The sequence below is a fragment of the Paenibacillus sp. Y568 genome (assembly GCF_059445545.1).
In genome coordinates, this window is sequence record NZ_JCAIUM010000003.1 from 256,318 (window position 1) to 277,454 (window position 21,137).

Consider the following 21,137-nt stretch of genomic DNA (forward strand, 5'->3'; position numbering starts at 1 on the left):
AAAATATGACAAGTGATCGTAAAGATATTCCTAACAGTCGATTCTGGAGACAAGGTAAGATGTTTTTACAGAAAGCAACCGCTTTCAATAACTGTCATCCAAAAAAACTCAACGGGGGTTGATGAAGTGAAGAAGTTAGGTGCTGTTCTACTGGCAAGTGTACTGATGCTAAGTGCATGTTCCTCGAAATCAGATGAAGCAAACACAGGTAGTGGTGAAGCAGCTGGGAAAAGTGATGAAATCACAGTATGGGCATGGGACCCGGCCTTTAACATTGCAGCGCTTGAAGCTGCCAAGAAAGTGTACAGTGCTACAAATCCTGATGTGAAGGTAAATGTCATCGAGTATGCGCAAGCGGACATTATTCAGAAATTGAATACGGGACTGAACTCGGGTACGACGAGCGGACTTCCGAATATCGTCCTAATTGAAGATTATCGTGCTCAGGGTTTCCTTAGTGCTTACCCGGATGCATTCCATGAGTTAGGAGACAGCATTAAGCCTGAGGATTTCGCTGATTACAAGCTAGGGCCAACAAGTCTGAATGGCAAGCAATATGGTGTTCCTTTTGACTCAGGTGCAACGGGATTGTATTACAGAACGGACTATTTAGAGCAAGCAGGTTATAAAGCAGAAGATATGAATAACCTGAATTGGGATCAATATATTGAGATCGGTAAAGCGGTTAAAGATAAAACAGGTAATAAATTGATTACGTTGGATCCGAATGACCTAGGGCTGATTCGTTCAATGATTCAAACCGCAGGATCATGGTATTTGGCTGATGATGGTAAGACACCGGATATTGCTACAAATGTGGCATTGAAGGAAGCATTCACGATTTATAAAAAAATGATGGAAGCTGATATTGTCAATATCCACTCGGATTGGAGTCAATTTATTGCAGCTCTTAATAAAGGAACGGTAGCTACAGTTCCTATAGGAAATTGGATTACACCTTCGATTAAACAAGAAGCTTCACAGTCTGGTAAATGGGCAGTCGCTCCGTTCCCTGCGCTTCCAGGCAATGCAGACTCTGTGAATGCCTCTAACCTTGGTGGAAGCTCATGGTACGTTATGAATGTGCCAGGAGCAGAGACGGCAACAGATTTCTTAGCTTCCACATTCGGTAGTAATGTAGAAATGTATCAAAATTTACTTAAAGATATCGGGGTTGTAAGTACGTTTAAAGCCGCATCTACAGGAGAGGCGTATGCACAGCCAGATGAATTCTTCTCAGGACAAAAGGTATATGCTGACTTCGCGACTTGGACTGAAAAAATTCCGAATGTGAATTATGGCATGCACACGTATGCCATTGAAGATATTCTGATCGTTGAAATGCAGAATTATTTGAACGGTAAGGATATTGATAGTGTTCTTAAGGATGCACAGAGCCAAGCAGAGACACAAATTAGATAAATTATAGTTTCACCATAAACCTAGAGCCTTGAGGGTTGAACGGCTCCTTCGCCTAAAATGAAAGATTGGAGGAGAACGGTTCATCCTTTAAGGTTCTATTTAATATGACATCCAGCAGAGGAGTGGGACGGTATGAAGCAAGGGAAGTCACACTTAAGCTTAGATCGAAGAAATGGAATCACAGGGTGGTCATTTATTCTAATATCTGTGGTTATGATCGTTGTCTTTTATTTCTACCCCATGGTTCAATCGCTCATACTGTCTTTCAAGACAGGTACTGGAGCTAATTTAACATTCACAGGCTTAGATAACTATATTCGATTGTTCAGTGACATTACGTTTCGTACAGCTGTGAAGAACACGTTCATTTATTTGATCATACAGGTACCTTTGATGATTATTCTAGCTATGATTATTTCGGTGTTTTTAAATGATAGCAATCTCAAATTCAGAGGGTTCTTCCGCACAGCGATATTCCTTCCATGTGTCACATCTCTCGTTGCGTACTCGATTATATTTAAGTATTTATTTGCAGGAGATGGCTTGGTGAACTCCTTGCTCTTGAATATTCATTTGATAAGTCAGCCGATCGAGTGGATCACGGATCCATTCTGGGCTAAGGTCACGATCATCATTGCGATTACCTGGCGCTGGACAGGGTATAACATGATTTTTTACTTATCATCCCTACAGAACATTGATAACTCTATTTATGAAGCAGCAAGAATAGATGGTGCATCATCCATACAACAATTTTTCAAAATCACAGTACCTCTATTGAAGCCCATTATCTTGTTTACATCCATCACATCAACGATTGGCACGCTTCAACTCTTTGATGAAATCGTGAATATCACGAAGGGTGGACCAGGGAATGCCACAATGAGTATTTCTCACTACATCTATAATCTGTCCTTTAAATATGCTGCGGACTTTGGGTATGCCGCAACCGTATCTTACTCCATCGTAATTATGATTATTGTATTAGCCTTCATTCAGTTCAAAGTGGCAGGTGAGAAAAATGGCTAAAATGAAAAGAGTGATAATATATCTATTTCTGAGTGTTATTTCTTTCGTCTCGATATTCCCATTTCTATGGATGATCATTAGTGCAACGAATCCGTCTGTTGACGTAACGAAGGGGAAGTTGCTTCCGGGTAATTTTTTCATGGATAATCTAAGGAAATTGATGGATTCAACAGAGTTGTTGCAGGCATTATATAACTCGGCTGTCATTGCTATCGTCACTACGGTATTGGCGATGATAATTGCATCACTCGCAGGGTATGGATTCGAAATATTTAGAAATAAGACAAGAGATGCTGTATTTAATACTTTGCTACTGTCGATGATGATTCCATTTGCAGCACTAATGGTCCCTTTATATCGATTATTCGCAGATATATCACGGTTTCTGCCTGGAATCGGGATTAATACGGTATCGGCTGTTATTGTACCAACCGCAACGACAGCTTTCCTGATTTTCTTCTTCCGGCAGAGTACCAAAATGTTTCCGAAGGAAATGCTTGAAGCGGGTAGAATGGATGGTCTGAGTGAGATTGGGATCTTCATCAGAATTTTCATGCCGACGATGAAAACAACGTATGCTGCGGCTGGTATTATTACGTTCATGGGGAGTTGGAACAGTTACTTGTGGCCATTAATTGTATTGCAGACACCAGAGAAGAAGACGATGCCACTCTTAATCTCGAATCTGGGTGCGGGTTATGCACCGGATTATGGTGTGATTATGATGGCCATTGTGATTGCTACGTTACCTACGGCGTTAGTCTTCTTCCTATTGCAGAAGCATTTCGTAGCGGGTATGACGGGCTCGGTTAAATAGAGAATGGTTAATTCATAGATACGCTCCCCGGCTATTCATAAGCTGGGGAGCGTATTGTTCTTGTGAAGTAAGTGTTAAATGGCTACGTTGATATTAAGCGCGGTGTCTCGCCATTTCAGATAGTTAGCCCAAGCGGTTCCATTGTCTAGTAGTGATTTGCAAGTATATACGCCTTCTTCAATAGAATCCACACGTTTGGCGAGGTGAAGCCGGACGGCTCCGTTCAGTAACACCTGATTATAGAATGCCATATGGGCTTCTCCACGAAGTACTTCCTCCGTTACACGTAACTGTTCAACTGCGTTCCAAGCTACATCAGGAACGGGGGTGTCTAGACCATAAGCTTCGGGATCTACGACTTGCATTCGGAATTCACCGTTCTCCACGATGTAGGTGCGAGTAGGTCGATCGATATATACATCCTCGGAACCTTCGGTGCCTTGTACGATGAGCGCCCGGTTATAGTCTAATTTGTGAATCACTTTGGCCATACGTTCGAAGAATGTATTATGAAATACGCCATATACGAGGTAAGGAGAATAGCTATAGTCTAACAGTTTCTCTACTGTATTCAGGATCGTTCTCATGCCTAATTCTTCACGGATAGAACGTAGGTTTTTGAGGGGTGGACACCATTGCTCGGAAGAAACGCATAATAACCCTGTATGGCGGGCAACTTGGATCGTCTGAACCTTCGTGAGTAGTTCATCACCGATACCCATCTCATGTAGAAGATCAATGAGAGTGACACCCCATTTGGGAGGGAGTGAGGAAGTGCTATGCATGGTGACGGGAAGCCCCGCCGCTGTTAATACGAATGAAGTAGCGAAGGTAGCGATGAAGGATTTCCTCCTTCCGTCATAAGGCCCCGCAATATCAAGACCAGCCTGAATAGGGGAGCGATAGGCATAGGTACGGCATACAGCTATAAAAGCTTCCAACTCCTCCATACTTTCCATCTTAATCCGTTCAGCAGCGAAGAATGCACCCATTTGTGCTGGGGACGCCTTGCATCCTAGTATTTCCTCGGCTGCGACCCATGCTTCTTCATAGGTCAAGTCACGGGATCCCCGTTTGCCGCGGGCGACTTCTTTCAATATGTCTATCATCATTATGAAGTCCTCCTTCGTTACTATGCCTTTAATGATTGATGTGCTTTTACGATCGAGGTGGCAATATCAACCATGCGTTTACGTTCATTCATAGCTCTCTTACGGAGTATATCGTAAGCCTCTGCTTCTGAAATACGGTTGATGTCACTGAGAATTTGTTTAGCCATATCAATCCACTTACGCTCTTCAAGTCGGGATAATAGTTGTAGACGTTCGTCCTGCCAGTGCTGACGGTCATAGAAATGTTTCGCACCGATATGGAGAGCCCAGTGCAGTTCCTGACCATTCATGCTTGGTGTTAGGATGCCATCAATACTTACGTCTGCTTCACATGAATTGATGGAGGACGTCGCTACAGCCGAGCCACACCACCATAGAAGGGGGAGAGATTTCCATTGTTGCAGCGTGTCCTCCCAACTCTTAATTTCCCCTATAGGTAAATGGAGTACGGCAGCATCCACTTCTCTAATGATGGGTTGAATATCTTCCACGCTAGATGAAGCCAATACTTGATAACCATTGGATTCTAATAGAGCTTCTGGTTGTATTTCTGGAGACGAAGAGATCCCATTCTGATCAACACTAGCGGTATTAAAAGGATCACGAACAACCAATAAGAAGCGCATCGACAGATAACACCTCCATAAACATAGCGATTTTAAAGGCAATTATAGGAACTAAACCTAACATGGGAATCGTGGATAGAATAATAAGCTTTTAGGAACTAAAAGCGAGAAGTTCAGGGATGAAATAGGGAAATTAAACGTTAATTCCGTAAGAAAAAAATGTTTATTAGTTATTTTCACAATTTTCAAGAAAAAAAGCAATAATAATTTAAATTTTAATCAGAGGGTAGTAAATGATTAAGTCGGCTTGTGTGTTATGTAATGTAACATTTTGTTAATTATAAAGATTGAATACCCCGATTTTACAAATTTAAAAATTTATTTATGTTAAGTATATTGACACATGGCAAAACGTCTTATATAGTTAGTTTCAACAAATAACAATCTAATATCTTTCACGGATACACTGACGTATTCGTATAGAAGCGGCAACGAGGCCTGTCTTCGCTCTTATGTAGGGAATAATGTTTTATTTTCCCTGAGCGTAGCAGGCCTTTTTATGTTTATTCAAGGGAGGAGAACACCGTTATGAATCAAGCGAAGAAAATGGTACTCATCGGAAATGGAATGGCGGGTATACGTACGATTGAGCACGTTCTAAAGCTCTCAACAGAGGCTTATGACATTACAGTGTTTGGTGCTGAACCACATCCTAACTATAATCGGATCATGTTATCGTCGGTGTTAGCCGGTGGATCTGATATGAAGGATATTGTTATAAATGACTGGGATTGGTACACGGAGAACAATATCAAGCTTTACACAGGGGATGCGGCAAAAAGTATTGATTCGGTGAAGCGAAGGGTGATTTCTGAGTCTGGGATTGAAGTTTCATATGACATATTAATTATAGCTACGGGTTCCAATCCGTTCATGCTTCCACTTCCGGGGGTGAACAAAGAGGGTGTTATTGGATTTCGGGATATTAGAGATTGTCAGATCATGATGGAGACATCTAAGACCTATAAGAAGGCGGCTGTTATTGGGGGCGGTTTACTGGGTTTAGAAGCAGCCAGAGGGCTACTTAATCTAGGGATGGATGTCCATGTTATTCACATTAATAAACACTTAATGGATCGTCAGCTTGATCAATCCGCATCGATGATGTTACAGAGAGATCTGGAAGAACAGGGAATGAAATTTCTGCTTAAGAAAAATACAGCAAGCATAGATGGTAAACGTCGTGCACAAGGCTTATCTTTCACGGATGGAAGTCAGATCGATGCTGATCTTGTAGTCATGGCCGTAGGGATTAAACCGAATGTAGAACTGGCTAAACGGGCAGGTCTAGAAGTGAATCGAGGCATTGTTGTTAATGATTTCATGGAGACGAGTATACAAGGGATATATGCCGTTGGTGAGTGTGCGGAGCATCGAGGGATTGCCTACGGTCTCGTAGCGCCGCTGTATGAACAAGGTGCGGTATTAGCGAAAAGATTAGTTGGCGTTGAGACATCAGGTTATGCAGGTTCGGTGACATCTACCAAGCTAAAAGTATCGGGTGTGGATGTATTCTCAGCAGGTTATTTCAACGATGAACCCGGTATGCGTTCACTCCGCTTTCAGGATGATATAGATAACGTATATAAGAAAATAGTGATTCAAGACGATCGATTAATTGGAGCTGTTCTCTTCGGGGATACAACAGATGGCGCATCATTATTCTCCTTAATCAAGAGTGGGGAGTCGATTACGGGTAGGGAGAAGGAACTTCTACTTGGGTACACCAACGATAAAGCGGGGGAATCAGCTGCAAGTAAGCTTGCCACCATGTCAGATGAAGAAGTTATATGTGGTTGTAATGGTGTCTCCAAAGGAACGATTGCTGAAGTCATTGGAAAAGGATGCACTACCGTTGGTGAGATCAAAATGTGTACGAAGGCGACAGGGTCGTGTGGTGGATGTAAACCACAAGTGGAAGCATTGTTGCATCTGTATGCCGGAGATGCCGTAGGCGAGCCGGTAAAAGAGGGAATCTGCGGATGCACAAGCCTTGGTCGTGACGAAATCATTGAGAGTATGAAGGCGATGCGCTTAATGAACGTGAAGGAAGTTATGAATGTACTGGAATGGCGGGAACCAGAGGGTTGTTCTAAATGTCGACCTGCGTTGAACTACTACTTAGGGATGCTATATCCAGCTGAATATGCAGATGAGAAGGAATCACGATTTACGAACGAACGATTCCATGCAAATATTCAAAAAGACGGCACGTATTCGGTTATACCTCGAATATATGGCGGGGTAACATCACCCACGGAATTAAAGAAAATTGCTACTGTGGCTGAGAAATACGATGTACCTTTAGTGAAATTTACCGGCGGTCAACGATTAGATTTGTTTGGAGTGAAGAAAGAAGACCTTCCGAAGATTTGGGAAGAACTTGATATGCCTTCTGGTCATGGATATGGTAAAGCGCTACGTACGGTGAAAACATGCGTTGGATCTACATTCTGTCGATTCGGTACACAGGATGCGATCGGAATGGGAATTCGTATGGAGAAGGCTTTTGAACGGATTAGTACACCTGCAAAAGTGAAGTTCGCTGTCTCTGGGTGCCCCCGCAACTGTGCAGAAGCAACGGTTAAGGATCTTGGGGTTGTGGCAATCGATGGAGGATGGGAGATTTACGTCGGTGGAAATGCCGGGGTTAAGGTTAGGGCATCTGAATTTCTGTGTACGGTGAAGACGGAAAATGAAGTTATAGAGTGGACCGCTGCTTACCTTCAATATTACCGCGAGAATGCGAATTGGAACGAACGGACAGCGAACTGGATAGAACGAGTGGGTCTAGCTTCTGTTGTGAAGGCATTAGAGAGTGCGGATGCTCGGAGAGAACTAGTCGATCGAATTGAAGAAACGTTGAGTTATGCGAAAGAGCCTTGGAAAGAGATTATTCATAATGACGAACTTCGCAAAAATTTCGAACCTTTGTCTGGTGTTCAGACCGTAAATGGATAGGAGGAAAGATAATGACTAAGGTACAAGTGGGACTCATTACTGATATTGATATTCTGGGATCGCGTACGATCCAGTTCGATGAAACAGAGGTTGCGGTATTTCGTCTAAGTGATGGAACCGTGAAAGCCGTTGAGAATCGCTGCCCTCATAAGGGCGGTCGCTTGTCGGAAGGTATGGTATGTGGTTCTTCTGTCCACTGTCCTTTACACGATTGGAAGATAGACCTCTCGAGTGGGGAAGTGCATAAACCAGATGATGGTTGTATAACGACCTATGAAACAGAAGTAGATGCAGCTAGTGGCTCTATTTATATCACCATATAAAGGAGAGGTTATAGATGGATTATGTGAAGCCTGCTGAAGTGCTAGAGAACATGATTGAGGTTGGAGCTGCGAAAGCTGAATTGAGTAGATTTCAAATGCTGATTAGAGGGTTTCTGGGTGGGGCCATTCTTGCCTTCGCTACTACACTTGCTTATACGGCCACAGCACAGACGTCGCTGGGTCTTGTGGGTGCACTTATTTTTCCGGTAGGTTTCGTGATCATCATTTTATTGGGGTTGGAATTGGTTACCGGGAGTTTTGCACTGATTCCATTAGCTGCTCTGGAACGTAAAACGTCCGTTAAGCGGATGTTAATTAACTTCGGTTGGGTGATCGTAGGACATCTGATAGGGTGCGCAGTCTATGCCGGATTATATGGATTAACCATTACAAAGATGGGTACGGATATGAGCAATCCATTGATTCAGACGATCATACAAGCGAGTGAAGCAAAAACGTTGGGGTATAAGTCGATGGGAATGGACGGTATGGTTCTTGTAACGATCAAGGCGGTGCTGTGTAATTGGATGGTAACATTAGGTGTGGTTATGGCCATGACCTCCAAATCCACTTCTGGCAAAATCATCGCGATGTGGCTTCCGATCTTAATCTTCTTTGCGCAAGGGTTTGAGCATGCAGTGGTGAATATGTTCGTCATTCCTGCGGGAATGATGCTTGGGGCAGATGTAAGCATGGCGGATTGGTGGATATGGAACCAGATTCCTGTCCTATTTGGAAATTTTGTAGGTGGTGCAATATTTACAGGTCTATTCATTTATTTATCTCATCGAAAAGTGAGCAGGGTGAAGCTAGCAGTTGCGACTGTTAGTGAACACAACACACGTGTAGATAACAGGCCTTTACATTCAAAGACTATGGAGGAAAGCCTATGAGTATGATGGGTAAGGTTAGTATCGTTGGTGCAGGCCCTGGGGACCCTGAATTGCTTACGATCAAGGCATTGAAGTGCATAGAAGCAGCAGATGTTATTATGTATGATCGACTTGTTAATGAAGAAATTCTAACTTACGCTCGGCGTGATGCCATTCTCGTATATTGTGGTAAGAAGCCAGGGGAGCATGCTATGTCCCAAGATGTGATTCATGAGACGATGCTAACCTACGCCTTGGAAGGACATCGGGTGGTACGTTTGAAGGGAGGGGATCCTTTTGTCTTCGGACGTGGCGGGGAAGAAGCGCTCATATTAGCGCAGTATTCAATCCCCTATGAGATCGTACCTGGAATCACTTCTGCCATTGGGGCGGCGGCTTCAGCAGGTATTCCGTTGACTCATCGTGGATATGCAGCTTCGTTCGCTTGTGTGACCGGTAGCCGATGCCATGGAGGTCAATCACCTGTTAGATGGGATCTTCTTGCTCATAGTGTAGATACCTTAGTCATTTATATGGGCGTTAGTGAGTTGGCATCTATTCGAGAGGAGTTGTTGAGACACGGGAAGGACCCTGCAACACCTGTTGCGTTAATAGAACATGGGACAACGAAGAAAGAACGGACATTCATTGGGAAGTTAGCGGATATACATGATCTTGCTAGAAGGGTTGAATTAATGAATCCAGCATTAATTATTATTGGGGAAGTTGTGCGCGTACAAGAACAACTAACCGCCATTGAAAGGCAAGCCATCTCAATGATCAGTTAGTCTGATTGGATTCATCTCTTAAGTTTTCTTCTACTTCGTATCCAAAAGAATAAGGCTACAACGATTCCAAGAGCGATGATGGCATAAGCAATATTAGAATACACATCCATAAATTCAACAACGCTTTCCCAATTGTCCCCGAGAGCAGCACCGACTGAGACGAGAATAACATTCCATATTAATGTACCAATCGTTGTATAAAGTAGAAATAGTCCGAATTTCATTTTAGCTATACCTGCAGGGATTGAAATAAGACTGCGTATCAAAGGGATCATCCGGCAAAAGAAAACGGTCCAATATCCATATCGTTCGAACCATGCATCTGCTTTGCGGATGTCTTCTTTTTTTACGCGGAGGTATCGTCCCCATCGGTCGATGATGGCCTCCAGCCGATCCACATTAATTAGATAACCAATACCATACAAAATAGCTGCACCAAAGATAGATCCCAGCGTTGCCACTGCAATGACGCCGGTTGCTGTTAGATTAGTATGGGTTGTCATAAACCCACCGAAGGTGAGAATAACTTCTGATGGAATGGGAGGAAATACATTTTCCAAAGCAATCAGTAGAAAAATACCCCAATATCCGAATTGTTCCATGAAACTCGTAATCCAATTTTCCATGTAGTAGGAACCTCCAGCGCTAGTTTTAAATAGTATAACTGATATGAACATGAACTGGAAATTTGTATGTAATCATATGAAATTTTAGTCATATCTCCAAAGTTGATTCAAACTCTACAATAAGTACATACAAAAACAAGAATACATTGCTTTTATTGTTGTCCTATGACATAATGAAACGTTAGCTCATGTTTAAACATTGGGCTTTTTGTCATTAAACTTCTTGGAGGTATTCGATATAGTGGAGCGTTATCCTTTTGAGCATGACCCTTCTAAACCCTTTATTCAGCAAGTGGGCGATTGGGTAGCAGATGTATTCTATGAACTATTACCAGAAGCGGGCTTTGAAGTTCGCGACGAACAGATATATATGGCATTTCAATTGGAACGTGCTTTTGCCGAGAAAAAGGCGATTTTTGCAGAGGCAGGAGTTGGGACAGGCAAGACATTGGTCTATTTGTTATATGCTATTTGTTATGCTCGATATACACGCAAGCCAGCGATCATTGCTTGTGCTGACGAGTCCTTGATCGAGCAGTTGGTGAAGCCGGAGGGGGATATTGCCAAGTTGGCTCAACACCTTAGCCTTGCTATAGATGCACGTCTGGGTAAGTCTCCAGATCAGTATGTATGTCTAGTGAAGCTAGACGAAGCTAGATTTAAGGATGAACAAGGTGCACAATGGGAGGATTTATACGAGAACCTTCCTGAGTTCGTTCATAGTCCTAAACCGATGCAGACATTCCATGCTTATGGTGATCGGAAGAACTATCCACATCTAAATGATGAACAATGGCACAAAATAAATTGGGATTCATTCCAGGATTGTTTCACTTGCGACAGAAGACATCGTTGTGGACAGACGTTATCTAGAGACTATTATCGTCATTCGTCAGATCTCGTGATCTGCTCCCATGATTACTATATGGAACACGTATGGACGTTCGAAGGCAGAAAACGCGAGGGACAACTTCCGCTATTACCTGATCACTGTGCTGTCGTATTTGATGAAGGACATTTACTTGAATCAGCTGCGATGAAAGCACTTGGATACAAAATGAAACATGTGGTATTCGAAGAATTGATTTTACGTTTGCTACAGGGTGAAGTTCGTGAGGCACTTGCTGTGCTTATTGATGAAGCCATTGATCAATCAGAGATGATGTTTCAATTATTAGGTAAGCATAGTGAGAGTATTCCGGGTTCGGATCGGAAGCAGATTCATTTAAATGACAAATTATTGGAGTCGGTACACCAATTCCGGAGTATCTTAACTGCGATAGAGGAAGAGCTTGTATTTGAAAGTGAGCTATATACTCTAGATGATTATCAACTTCGTATTGTTGAGGAACATATTGAGATGATGCAGAAGGCGTTGGGTCTTTTTGAGAATTCTGACGCTTTGATCTGTTGGGTGACAGATAGCGAAGATGGGTTGACCTTGTCGATCATGCCGAAGACGGTTAAAGAAGTATTGCAGGAACGGGTATTCAATACGAATATGCCCATCGTGTTCTCTTCCGCTACATTATCTGTTGATGGGTCGTTTCAATATGTCGCAGATAGTCTAGGGTTGGAACATTACTTATCCTTCTCGGTAAATTCGCCATATGACTATACGAATCAAATGCAAGCTTATGCTCCGAAGTTAACGAATGGTGGAAGCTTCGCTGAGAAGATGGAGATTGCGGGTCAACTTCTAGAACGTACAGCTGGAAGAGCACTTATTCTATTCCGAACACATGAGGAGTTACAACAGTTCAAACAACAGATTACACTGGATCCAAGATGTGCAGACATACCTTTCTACTATGAAGGTGATCAAGAGATTAGTTATTTAATCTCGGCATTTCAGAGGAATGAAGCAAGCGTTCTATGTGCGGTGAGTCTATGGGAGGGATTGGATGTACCAGGTCCATCTTTATCGAATGTCATTATATGGTCATTACCATTTCCACCTCAAGATCCAGTGTTTATGGCGAAACGTAACGCTTCATCTTCTCCTTTTGAAGAGGTAGATTTGCCACATATGTTATTACGCTTAAGACAAGGGATGGGTCGTCTCATCCGTTCACGTGGTGATCATGGAATCATTGCTATTCTTTGTGAAGAACTACAACAGAAGGCTTCAGTGCGGGAGCATGTCCTATCCGTGATGCCGGAAGGCGTTGCGCTACAAGAGACACTATAATTATAAAGTCGTCATCCTAGTTTTCAGATGGTCAATGCCGCCAAATGTGAGAGGGTGTCTGATTACAGTAAAAAACCTTAATTCATCAGAAATGATGGATTAAGGGTTTTTTTAGGTATGTAGGTAGCTAAGAATTGGAGTATAGGAGTAGCTAATATTAAAATCCACCAAATCCGCCATAAGGATCAGCATTAGAGAATATGACTAATGCAATGATGATAACTACAATAATGATAGCGTATAATACCGTACCCACAATTCCGCATACCAGACCTGCTATCGCCAGACCACGTCCTTGTTCATTTTTGTATTTAAGTTCTTTTAGAGAGAGACTAGCGAAGATGATTGCAACGATTCCGATCAGTAGACCAATATAAGGAGTACCAACAGAAATAATGCCTAGTACTAGGGCGGCGATAGATTTGCCATTCGTTTTTACAGGTTGCATGGGTGGTGGGTAGTTATTGTGGGGTCTATTTAAATCATTTGAAAATTGATTCATACAGTAAATCCTCCTCTTGTAGTGTTTATGACTTGTATAAGTATAGCGGTATATACCTATAATTACCATCATTTACTTGTGATAATATACCTAGGTTTTCTGTGACTATGACTTAATAACTATTTCATTGAACGATCATAACGATGCTCCTGTTGAGATGAATCAGATATTCGAACATGGTTGAAGAGGTAGGTAAAAAGGGTAATGGAGGTTGCATAAAATGTATCGCTTTTTGTTGCGATTATGACTATTATATGAATGAACTAACTTATTATTGCGAATGGAGGGTCCGGTTTTGAATAGTAAACAGTCGGAACAACATTCTTTATATGCGCATATATTTGCAAATGCTCCAACAGGGATTGCCGTGGTTAGAAGGGATGGAAGATGGGTCAATATCAATCCTTCATGGTGTCAATTGTTCGGATATACTATAGATGAATTAATGGAGCTAAGTTTGAAGGATATTACATATCCGGAGGATTGGAATGTAGAACAGAAAGAACTACAACAATTATTTAACGGGCAGTCTCCGTCTTGTTCATTAGAGAGACGTTATCTTCATAAGAATGGATCAATCTTCTGGGCCTCCGTCCATCTCTCAGCTTGGAGAGATAACGCTACAGATGAAGCTCCATTGTATGCGATACATATTATTGATATTTCTGAGACGAAAGTAGCAGAACAAGAACTTGAGAACACGCAGAAATTATTTCAACTCGTATCTGGGAATACTCGGGACATTATTTATTGCTGTGATCCAGAGGGGAACTACGTGTATTGTTCACCATCTCTTCAAGAGATATTAGGGTATTCTCAGGAAGAGATTACACAAATGAGTGGATTAGAATTAATATTTCCTGAGGATTTGGAAGAATTAAGACGTGCGGATATGTACAACAGGAGCCTTCAGCAATTTAGAGTTCGTCATCGTAATGGCAAATATCTGTGGTTTGAAGGTGCGTTTAAATCAAGCCCTAATGAACAAGGAATCATTAATATTATGGTAGTTGGCCGAGATATCACACAACGAAAGAGAAGTGAGCACATCATCGCGGAATCCCAACGCATTGCCTTAATAGGAAGTTGGGAATGGGAAATAGAGAATCATTCACTAGTATTCTCAGATCAATTGGTTGATGTATATCATTGGAACGTAGAGGAAGTTAAGCGGCATTCGTTAGACATACTTGACCTTGTACATGAGGGTGAGCGGGAGCGATTTAAAGAGAGTATTGCGAAGGTGTTACGCGATGGAAGTGATCTGTGTTTTGAGTTTCAGAATCATCCGTTGGATGGGGAGGCTCAGTACTTACATCTTCGTGGGGTCATTGCATTGGATGAATCCGGCAAATATGCTCGTATGAATGGGACCGTTCAAGATATCACAGATCGAAAAATGGTTGAATTGAAGCTTCAAGAGATGTTGGAACGTTATACTTCGCTTAAAAAGTATAATTATGATGCTGTCATCTCACTTGATCTAGAAGGAGTCATCATTAGTTCCAATGCTAGAGCCCAAGATCTAACAGGATACGGTGTCAATGAATTGGCAGGTATGAGTATTTCTAAGATCATTGGAAGTAACCATGTGGCGAGAATGATTGCGTATACCACGTGTGATATGAACAAGGAGAACAATATTGATAGTATCGTGCATAAAAGTGGTCATCGTGTAGAGGTATTGGCAACCATTGTCCCTATTATTATAAATAGAGAGAATGTTGGATTCTATATTCTTCTCAAAGATATTACAGAACAGAAGAAGTTATTGATCGAGAAAGAAACAGCAGAGAATATGAATAAAGCCAAGAGCGAGTTTCTAACGATGATGAGTCACGAAATTCGCACACCCATGAATGGGGTAATTGGTATGGCAGAGCTACTGTTGGAGACAACCAAGCTTGATGCGCAACAGCGGGAGTATTTAGAAATTATACGTAAGAGTGGCGATGGTCTTCTAGGAATTATTAATGATATTTTAGATATTTCCAAAATTGAGTCTGGGAAGATTGTTTTGCAAGAGAAACCTTTGGACGTAAGAAGTTGTATTGCAGATATACTAGATATCCTATCTTCTAAAGCTGATGAGAAAGGTCTTAAAATGAGTTCCTATGTGAATCCGAGCGTACCCCATTCTTTCATGGGGGATCCGGATCGTCTGAAGCAGGTATTAACGAACCTTATTGGTAATGCAGTGAAGTTTACATTCTCAGGTAATGTGACAATTAACGTAGATGTGGTATCGCGCACAGACTCTAATACAGAACTTAAATTTGTTATTAAAGATACAGGGATTGGTATTCCTAAGGATAAAATAAGCCAGTTATTTTCGCCTTTTAATCAAGTTGAGCATTTCATGACGCGTAAATATGAAGGCACAGGACTGGGCCTAGCAATTAGTAAAAAGTTAGTAGAATTGATGGGGGGAACGATCTCTTTGGAGGAGTCAGATGAAGTAGGTGCTACATTTACATTCACGATACTTCTTAAAGAGAATCAAGAAATCGTTGAAGTTACGGATACCCAAGTAGCGTCCAGCGATCATCCACAGGTAGAGCCCTCCTTGAAAGTATTGATTGCAGAAGATAATGAGATTAATCAACTCGTATTGAAGAGGATGCTAGAGAAACAAGGGCATTCAACGCATATTGTTAGTAATGGATATGAAGTGATTCAGGCGTTGGCATATGAACGTTATGACATGATATTCATGGATGTACAAATGCCCGAAATGGATGGATTCGAGGCAACAGCCATCATTAGAGAGACGATATCACCTGAATTGTGTCCAATCATTATTGCCGTCACTGCAAATGCATTGAAGGGCGATCGAGAGAAGTGTCTGGCGGCAGGGATGGATAATTACATCAGCAAGCCTATTAAGAATATGGTCTTAAAAGAAATGATTGCGAAGTGCTTTGGAGGAACAGCGGAGGTCTGTATCTAGACTGACTACAATAGAGCGGAAATGTATGAAATCCTGGCTACGTTTATGCAGCCAGGATTTCTATTTATGGAGTTGACCTTACCAATTTATGACAATGTCCAACTTATCCAAGTAAGGGTTTAACTTTAGTTGAAGTACCTTGATAGCTGCCTCATCCCGTACTTGGGAGTTCTGGACTTGGTGCAGATATTCAATCACAATGGCTTCGTAGTCCTCCAATTCAACCTTACTGAAAGTACTCTGGGCTTTATCAAGCGTACTTGCCCAAAAGTCGGAAATAACGATGTCTGTACCTGGTTCTTTTGTATCGTTTAATTTGGTAAAGAAGGGCTCAAGTGCTTCAGTCAATGCCGTATATTTCTCTTGTTCCCCAACATTTAATTGCTCAGGATGGAGAATTCCTTCCGAATCTGCAATCTTTAGATTATATGGTCCTAGTTCTTTCAACAAGGGCATAAAGGTAGCAAATTCTTCCGCATTGAATATTTGTTTGGCTGCCTGAAGTTTAGCTTCTAACTCATCATACTTCTGTTGAGTTCCCCCAATGTGAGCGGTATTTTCTTGTGAACCATAGATTGAGTTAGCTAAGTAATTATATGCAGCATAGGCTCCTGTTGGAATGAGTAGTACAGTAGCGAGAATACAAGGTAATAACCATTTCTTCATTCGTCTTCCTCCTTGTTTAACCGTCACTTGATCCATTATTCTTGTTTTTAGTTCAGGTGGAGGCAATAAATCTGCTGTTTCTTGTTTGAAGGCTGATCGTAATTGTTCTTCAAGATTCATGTAGGTTCTCCACCTTTCCTTTTATAAGAATGTTGTTTTTCTGCTTGCGACGAAGCTTCTGTAATGCCGCATGAATACGCGATTTCACTGTTCCAAGGGGAATATCCATGATGTTAGCCACCTCTTCTTGTGAATATTCACTTAGATAATGTAAAATCACAACTTGCTTCAATTTGTAGGGGAGATATTCAACACTTCCTAGGAGCGAGCGATTTGACAATTTATCAATGACATCATGAGTGAAGTCATAGTTCATGCGTGGTTCATATCCTTCAGCTTTTTTGGTTAACCGGAGATGCGTCCATCTCTTTCTTCGATAAGCGTGAATTTGGCGCATGACGAGACCCATCAGCCAAGGACGGAAGGGTCTACTTACATCAAATCGGTCAAGAGACCTGTACAGTTGAATATAAATTTCCTGAACGACATCATCAACATCAGATGGTTCTCCAAGGAGGAAATGAACGGTTTTGTAAACATCATGAACGGTTAATTCGTATAACTCACTGTAGGCTTCACGGCTGCCGGCTAGCGTGAGTGCAATGAGCTTGGTAACTTGTTGTTGATGGTTCATCCGTCATTCCTCCTTTGGTCATACACTATATATTGGCGACATTAAAGTATATCGTTCGATTTATTTTTGGAAGATAAATAAGCGTGAACGAGTTGTCTGATGAAGAATTTATAAGTAGTTCTGCTTATACATAGGATTATATTTCAACGCTAAACGTTTCATCGCCGCTAAAGGACGGCGAAGCCGTTTATGCTTAGTCGGCAGCTATCGAGGACTCGGTCCTCACTTGTAGATGTGGTTTCCTAAACATGATGAAATACAGAGCGGCGGCACTGACATATAATACGCCTGTGATACTGAAGGTGATGGCATAACCCCAATAATAACCATATGTAGTCACTAAGTAAGATTGTATGGGTCCCATGAATGCCCAACCTAACATAAATGCAGTCTGCGTTATAGAATTGGCTATACCGCGGCTTGAGTCAGATACTCGGTCAATTAAGACCGTTGATTGAATGGGATTCGCCGCATTCATCAGTGCTTGGCGAAATAGGAAACTTATCGCAGCGATGGCAAATAGATTCGTAAATCCCGTCAATAGAAGGAATGGGAGTGATAGTAATTGGAAGCAGACTACGGCTTTTACGGAACCGACTTTTGCGGCCAATGATGGACCAATTAACATGGATACGATGGTCATAATCTGACCAAGAGAGATGAGTAATCCAACGGCACTTAGGGATACAGAGAACCTGTTAGTGAAATACAAATTTAAGTAAGGAATAACTAACCCAGATCCTATACCGATGATAAGCTGGACAACAGCGAATTGACCTATTATTTTGTATTCTGATCTTGGGCTCTGGGACTTAGGCTCTGCGAATGGTTCAACCTTAGTATCAATCCGTTCTTTAGACGATGCTGATCGTTTAGCTTCAACGATGAATAGTAATGGAATGAAGGCTGTGAAAGTTGCAATCCCTCCGATGGTCAGAACAATCTGTAAGCTTGTAATACGACTCATACCGAATGTCTGAAAAAGATCCGCCAACATGCCTCCTCCCATACTTCCTAGAACTTGTGATGCTAGAACGATAGAAGAGTAATAACTAAATATGCGGAGTCTCTGTTTCATGGGAATGCTCTCTGCTAGAAAGGGTATAGCTAATACTTGAAAGATGGAAGCGAATAACCCCGATAAGACAGCAAGTGATAATAGACTGAACTCCGAATCTAAGAAGGAGCGACCGACGAAGGCGAGCCCGCTAAACATAGCTCCTATCATTAATAATCGCTTGCGGCTGCTTCGATCTCCAAGTAAGCCGACGGGAATGAACATGAGAGCTGTAGCTAGGGATTGAATACTTACCACTTTTCCGTTCATTGCATCACCGTACCCAAGCCCTTGTATATACAAATTATATAAGACGGAGAACATACCGCCTCCAATCTGGAATAACACATTTGCGAGAAAGAACAATTTTATATTCAGGGATAAGTTATTCCATCCCTCTCTGACCTGGTGTATATAACGCATGTTGTATTCAAATCCTCCTAGTGGTTACTCATTAACGTTACTATTTTAGCAGTTTTTAGCAAGAACGAGCGGATAATTTTTATATATTTTAACATGTCTATTTCAGATCTTGAAAAAGGGATAGAAAGGGATGAGATCAACCACTGTTAGAAAGCGCTTTAATTTCTTATTGACACCTATATACATGCATACTAAACTTATTGTTAATAGAGTTATTAAATCTTAATATTATTATTAATAATAGAAAGCGAGGCTACACATATATGGTAAACCAAGTAACGATTCATGTAGATCAACCTAAAGGTACGATTAACCGCAACATTTATGGACATTTCTCTGAGCATTTAGGGCGGTGTATTTATGAAGGATTCTGGGTTGGGAAGGATTCAAGTATTCCTAATACAGACGGAATTCGAAATGACGTGGTTGAAGCACTGAAACATTTGAAGATACCTGTCTTACGCTGGCCAGGAGGATGCTTCGCAGATGAATACCATTGGAAAGATGGGATCGGACCGAGTGAGAACCGCAAACGGATGATTAATACACATTGGGGCGGTGTGGTGGAGAATAACCACTTCGGTACACACGAGTTTCTTCGATTATGTGAGATGCTAGAATGTGAGCCATACATATCTGGAAATGTTGGAAGTGGGACCGTTCAGGAAATGTCGGAATGGGTGGAGTATATGACCTTTGACGGCGTATCTCCAATGGCAGAATTACGCAGAGAGAATGGTCAAGAGAAAGCATGGAAAGTGAAATACTTTGGAGTTGGGAATGAGAACTGGGGCTGCGGTGGGAATATGCGTCCAGAGTATTATGCTGACCTGTACCGTCAATTCCAGACCTATGTTCGTAATTATGGAGAGAATCGCATTCACAAAATCGCCTGTGGTCCGAATGTCGATGACTACCATTGGATGGACGCAGTGATGTCTTCTGCACATCGTCATATGGACGCTATTAGCTTGCATTACTATACCATTCCGAGTGAATCATGGGCTGAAAAGGGAGCTGCTACGGGATTTAAAGAGTCAGAGTGGTTCAGCACCTTAAAGAAAGCGCTATGGATGGATGAACTCATAACGAAACACTCAACCATTATGGATCGTCACGATCCTGAGAAGCGCGTCGGTCTTATTGTAGATGAGTGGGGGACTTGGTTCGATGTCGAGCCAGGAACAAATCCAGGGTTCTTGTATCAGCAGAATACCATTCGAGACGCGTTGGTTGCAGGTCTTACGTTGCACATTTTCCATGAGCATTGTGATCGAGTGGAGATGGCGAATATCGCTCAAGTCGTGAACGTATTGCAATCTGTGATATTGACGGAAGGCGAGAAAATGATTCATACACCTACGTATCACGTATTTGATATGTACAAGGTCCATCAAGATGCAGAACTTTTATATAGCCACACAGTGACATCGGATTATGAGATGGATGGTAACAGAATTCCGCAAGTGACCGTATCTGCTTCCAGAGATAAGAACGGCGTCATTCACATTAGTATGTGTAACTTAAGCCATCAAGACGAAGCGGATCTAAAGATTGACCTGAGGGGATTAACCGATAGTCAGGTGAAGGTTACTGGAACAGAGTTAAAAGCTTCAACAATGGATGCGCATAATACGTTTGATCATCCTGAGAACGTAGCACCATCTGAATTCACGGCATTCGATTTAATGGAGACAGCTATTCAAGTGAAGTTAGCACCGATGTCTGTGACGGTGTTGGAACTCATTGCAGAATGAATGAACAAGACGCAACTTGTAAAGGATGCCGAGAAGAATACCAAGTAACCGACCAGCAAATTCAACGTATATTATCTTCAATGAAATTAACGGTGGAACAATGTGTGACCGATTCGGTTTACGAAGAAAGATTGCAAATCTGTGATCAATGTACGAAGTTGATGAATAATCATACGTGTACGTTATGTGGTTGTATTGTACCGGTCATTGCTAAATTTAAGGATAAGAGGTGCCCCTATCCAGGGGATAATCGGTGGGAACTAGCAATTAATTCAGCTAATAAAAAATAGTATGAATTGCTTTACCAACCCTTAAATAAAT

General features: G+C 41.8%; 18 protein-coding genes. 11 read left to right on the forward strand and 7 right to left on the reverse strand.

Going from position 1 to position 21,137, the window contains the following annotated elements:
• Window positions 1-126: 126 nt before the first annotated feature.
• The 3 genes from AC1D7X_RS06310 to AC1D7X_RS06320 all read left to right on the forward strand — a co-directional run bounded on the left by AC1D7X_RS06310 (window position 127) and on the right by AC1D7X_RS06320 (window position 3,268).
• The gene (locus tag AC1D7X_RS06310) at window positions 127-1,422 is read left to right on the forward strand and encodes an ABC transporter substrate-binding protein (protein ID WP_495455936.1); all 1,296 of its coding nucleotides are present in this window, start codon (window positions 127-129) and stop codon (window positions 1,420-1,422) included.
• A gap of 132 nt (window positions 1,423-1,554) precedes the next feature.
• A complete protein-coding gene (locus tag AC1D7X_RS06315) occupies window positions 1,555-2,451 on the forward strand; it encodes a carbohydrate ABC transporter permease (RefSeq protein WP_495455937.1) in 897 nt (298 codons plus the stop codon).
• Window positions 2,444-3,268, forward strand: coding sequence for a carbohydrate ABC transporter permease (locus AC1D7X_RS06320; protein WP_495455938.1), 825 nt, complete (start codon window positions 2,444-2,446; stop codon window positions 3,266-3,268). Before AC1D7X_RS06315 ends, AC1D7X_RS06320 begins: the two co-directional genes overlap by 8 nt.
• A gap of 74 nt (window positions 3,269-3,342) precedes the next feature.
• Here AC1D7X_RS06320 and AC1D7X_RS06325 read toward each other — a convergent pair whose 3' ends face one another.
• Together AC1D7X_RS06325 and AC1D7X_RS06330 are read right to left on the reverse strand one after the other, a co-directional pair.
• Window positions 3,343-4,383 (reverse strand): anthranilate phosphoribosyltransferase, encoded by a 1,041-nt coding sequence (locus tag AC1D7X_RS06325; RefSeq protein WP_495456069.1) that lies wholly within the window; start codon window positions 4,381-4,383, stop codon window positions 3,343-3,345.
• A gap of 17 nt (window positions 4,384-4,400) precedes the next feature.
• The gene (locus AC1D7X_RS06330; RefSeq protein ID WP_495455939.1) at window positions 4,401-5,006 is read right to left on the reverse strand and encodes an ANTAR domain-containing response regulator; all 606 of its coding nucleotides are present in this window, start codon (window positions 5,004-5,006) and stop codon (window positions 4,401-4,403) included.
• Between the two features lie 528 nt (window positions 5,007-5,534).
• On the opposite strand from AC1D7X_RS06330, the gene nirB reads away from it, so the two are divergent.
• Genes nirB through cobA form a run of 4 tightly spaced genes read left to right on the forward strand, consistent with a single transcriptional unit; the run spans window position 5,535 to window position 9,950 of the window.
• Entirely contained in the window at window positions 5,535-7,967 is a 2,433-nt protein-coding gene (gene nirB / locus AC1D7X_RS06335; RefSeq protein WP_495455940.1) for a nitrite reductase large subunit NirB, read from the forward strand.
• 11 nt (window positions 7,968-7,978) lie between these two features.
• Window positions 7,979-8,290: a nitrite reductase small subunit NirD gene (gene nirD / locus AC1D7X_RS06340; protein WP_495455941.1), complete on the forward strand. Its 312-nt coding sequence runs from the start codon at window positions 7,979-7,981 to the stop codon at window positions 8,288-8,290.
• Between the two features lie 14 nt (window positions 8,291-8,304).
• Entirely contained in the window at window positions 8,305-9,183 is an 879-nt protein-coding gene (locus AC1D7X_RS06345; protein ID WP_495455942.1) for a formate/nitrite transporter family protein, read from the forward strand.
• Between the two features lie 2 nt (window positions 9,184-9,185).
• Entirely contained in the window at window positions 9,186-9,950 is a 765-nt protein-coding gene (cobA, locus tag AC1D7X_RS06350) for a uroporphyrinogen-III C-methyltransferase (RefSeq protein ID WP_495456070.1), read from the forward strand.
• 11 nt (window positions 9,951-9,961) lie between these two features.
• Here cobA and AC1D7X_RS06355 read toward each other — a convergent pair whose 3' ends face one another.
• Window positions 9,962-10,576: a DedA family protein gene (locus tag AC1D7X_RS06355; RefSeq protein ID WP_495455943.1), complete on the reverse strand. Its 615-nt coding sequence runs from the start codon at window positions 10,574-10,576 to the stop codon at window positions 9,962-9,964.
• A 241-nt stretch (window positions 10,577-10,817) separates the two neighbouring features.
• Between AC1D7X_RS06355 and AC1D7X_RS06360 the strand changes: the two genes are divergently transcribed.
• The gene (locus AC1D7X_RS06360) at window positions 10,818-12,767 is read left to right on the forward strand and encodes an ATP-dependent DNA helicase (protein WP_495474868.1); all 1,950 of its coding nucleotides are present in this window, start codon (window positions 10,818-10,820) and stop codon (window positions 12,765-12,767) included.
• 157 nt (window positions 12,768-12,924) lie between these two features.
• Here AC1D7X_RS06360 and AC1D7X_RS06365 read toward each other — a convergent pair whose 3' ends face one another.
• A complete protein-coding gene (locus AC1D7X_RS06365; protein ID WP_495455945.1) occupies window positions 12,925-13,269 on the reverse strand; it encodes a DUF4190 domain-containing protein in 345 nt (114 codons plus the stop codon).
• 295 nt (window positions 13,270-13,564) lie between these two features.
• Here AC1D7X_RS06365 and AC1D7X_RS06370 point away from each other — a divergent pair, with 295 nt between their 5' ends.
• Window positions 13,565-16,219: a PAS domain S-box protein gene (locus AC1D7X_RS06370; protein ID WP_495455946.1), complete on the forward strand. Its 2,655-nt coding sequence runs from the start codon at window positions 13,565-13,567 to the stop codon at window positions 16,217-16,219.
• Window positions 16,220-16,297: 78 nt separating this feature from the next.
• On the opposite strand, the gene AC1D7X_RS06375 is transcribed toward AC1D7X_RS06370, so the two are convergent.
• The 3 genes from AC1D7X_RS06375 to AC1D7X_RS06385 all read right to left on the reverse strand — a co-directional run bounded on the left by AC1D7X_RS06375 (window position 16,298) and on the right by AC1D7X_RS06385 (window position 19,059).
• Window positions 16,298-17,005: a DUF3600 domain-containing protein gene (locus tag AC1D7X_RS06375; protein WP_495474869.1), complete on the reverse strand. Its 708-nt coding sequence runs from the start codon at window positions 17,003-17,005 to the stop codon at window positions 16,298-16,300.
• Window positions 16,995-17,579 carry a sigma-70 family RNA polymerase sigma factor gene (locus tag AC1D7X_RS06380; protein ID WP_495455948.1) on the reverse strand — a complete coding sequence of 195 codons (585 nt, stop codon included), beginning with the start codon at window positions 17,577-17,579 and terminating at the stop codon, window positions 16,995-16,997. Before AC1D7X_RS06380 ends, AC1D7X_RS06375 begins: the two co-directional genes overlap by 11 nt.
• Window positions 17,580-17,772: 193 nt before the next feature.
• On the reverse strand, window positions 17,773-19,059 hold the full coding sequence (locus tag AC1D7X_RS06385) for an MFS transporter (protein ID WP_495455949.1): 1,287 nt from the start codon (window positions 19,057-19,059) through the stop codon (window positions 17,773-17,775).
• Window positions 19,060-19,322: 263 nt separating this feature from the next.
• Between AC1D7X_RS06385 and AC1D7X_RS06390 the strand changes: the two genes are divergently transcribed.
• Window positions 19,323-20,816 (forward strand): alpha-N-arabinofuranosidase, encoded by a 1,494-nt coding sequence (locus AC1D7X_RS06390; RefSeq protein WP_495455950.1) that lies wholly within the window; start codon window positions 19,323-19,325, stop codon window positions 20,814-20,816.
• Window positions 20,813-21,106, forward strand: a complete 294-nt coding sequence (locus tag AC1D7X_RS06395) for a DUF6171 family protein (protein WP_495455951.1) — start codon at window positions 20,813-20,815, stop codon at window positions 21,104-21,106. The genes AC1D7X_RS06390 and AC1D7X_RS06395 overlap by 4 nt, the downstream gene beginning before the upstream one ends.
• Window positions 21,107-21,137: the final 31 nt, after the last annotated feature.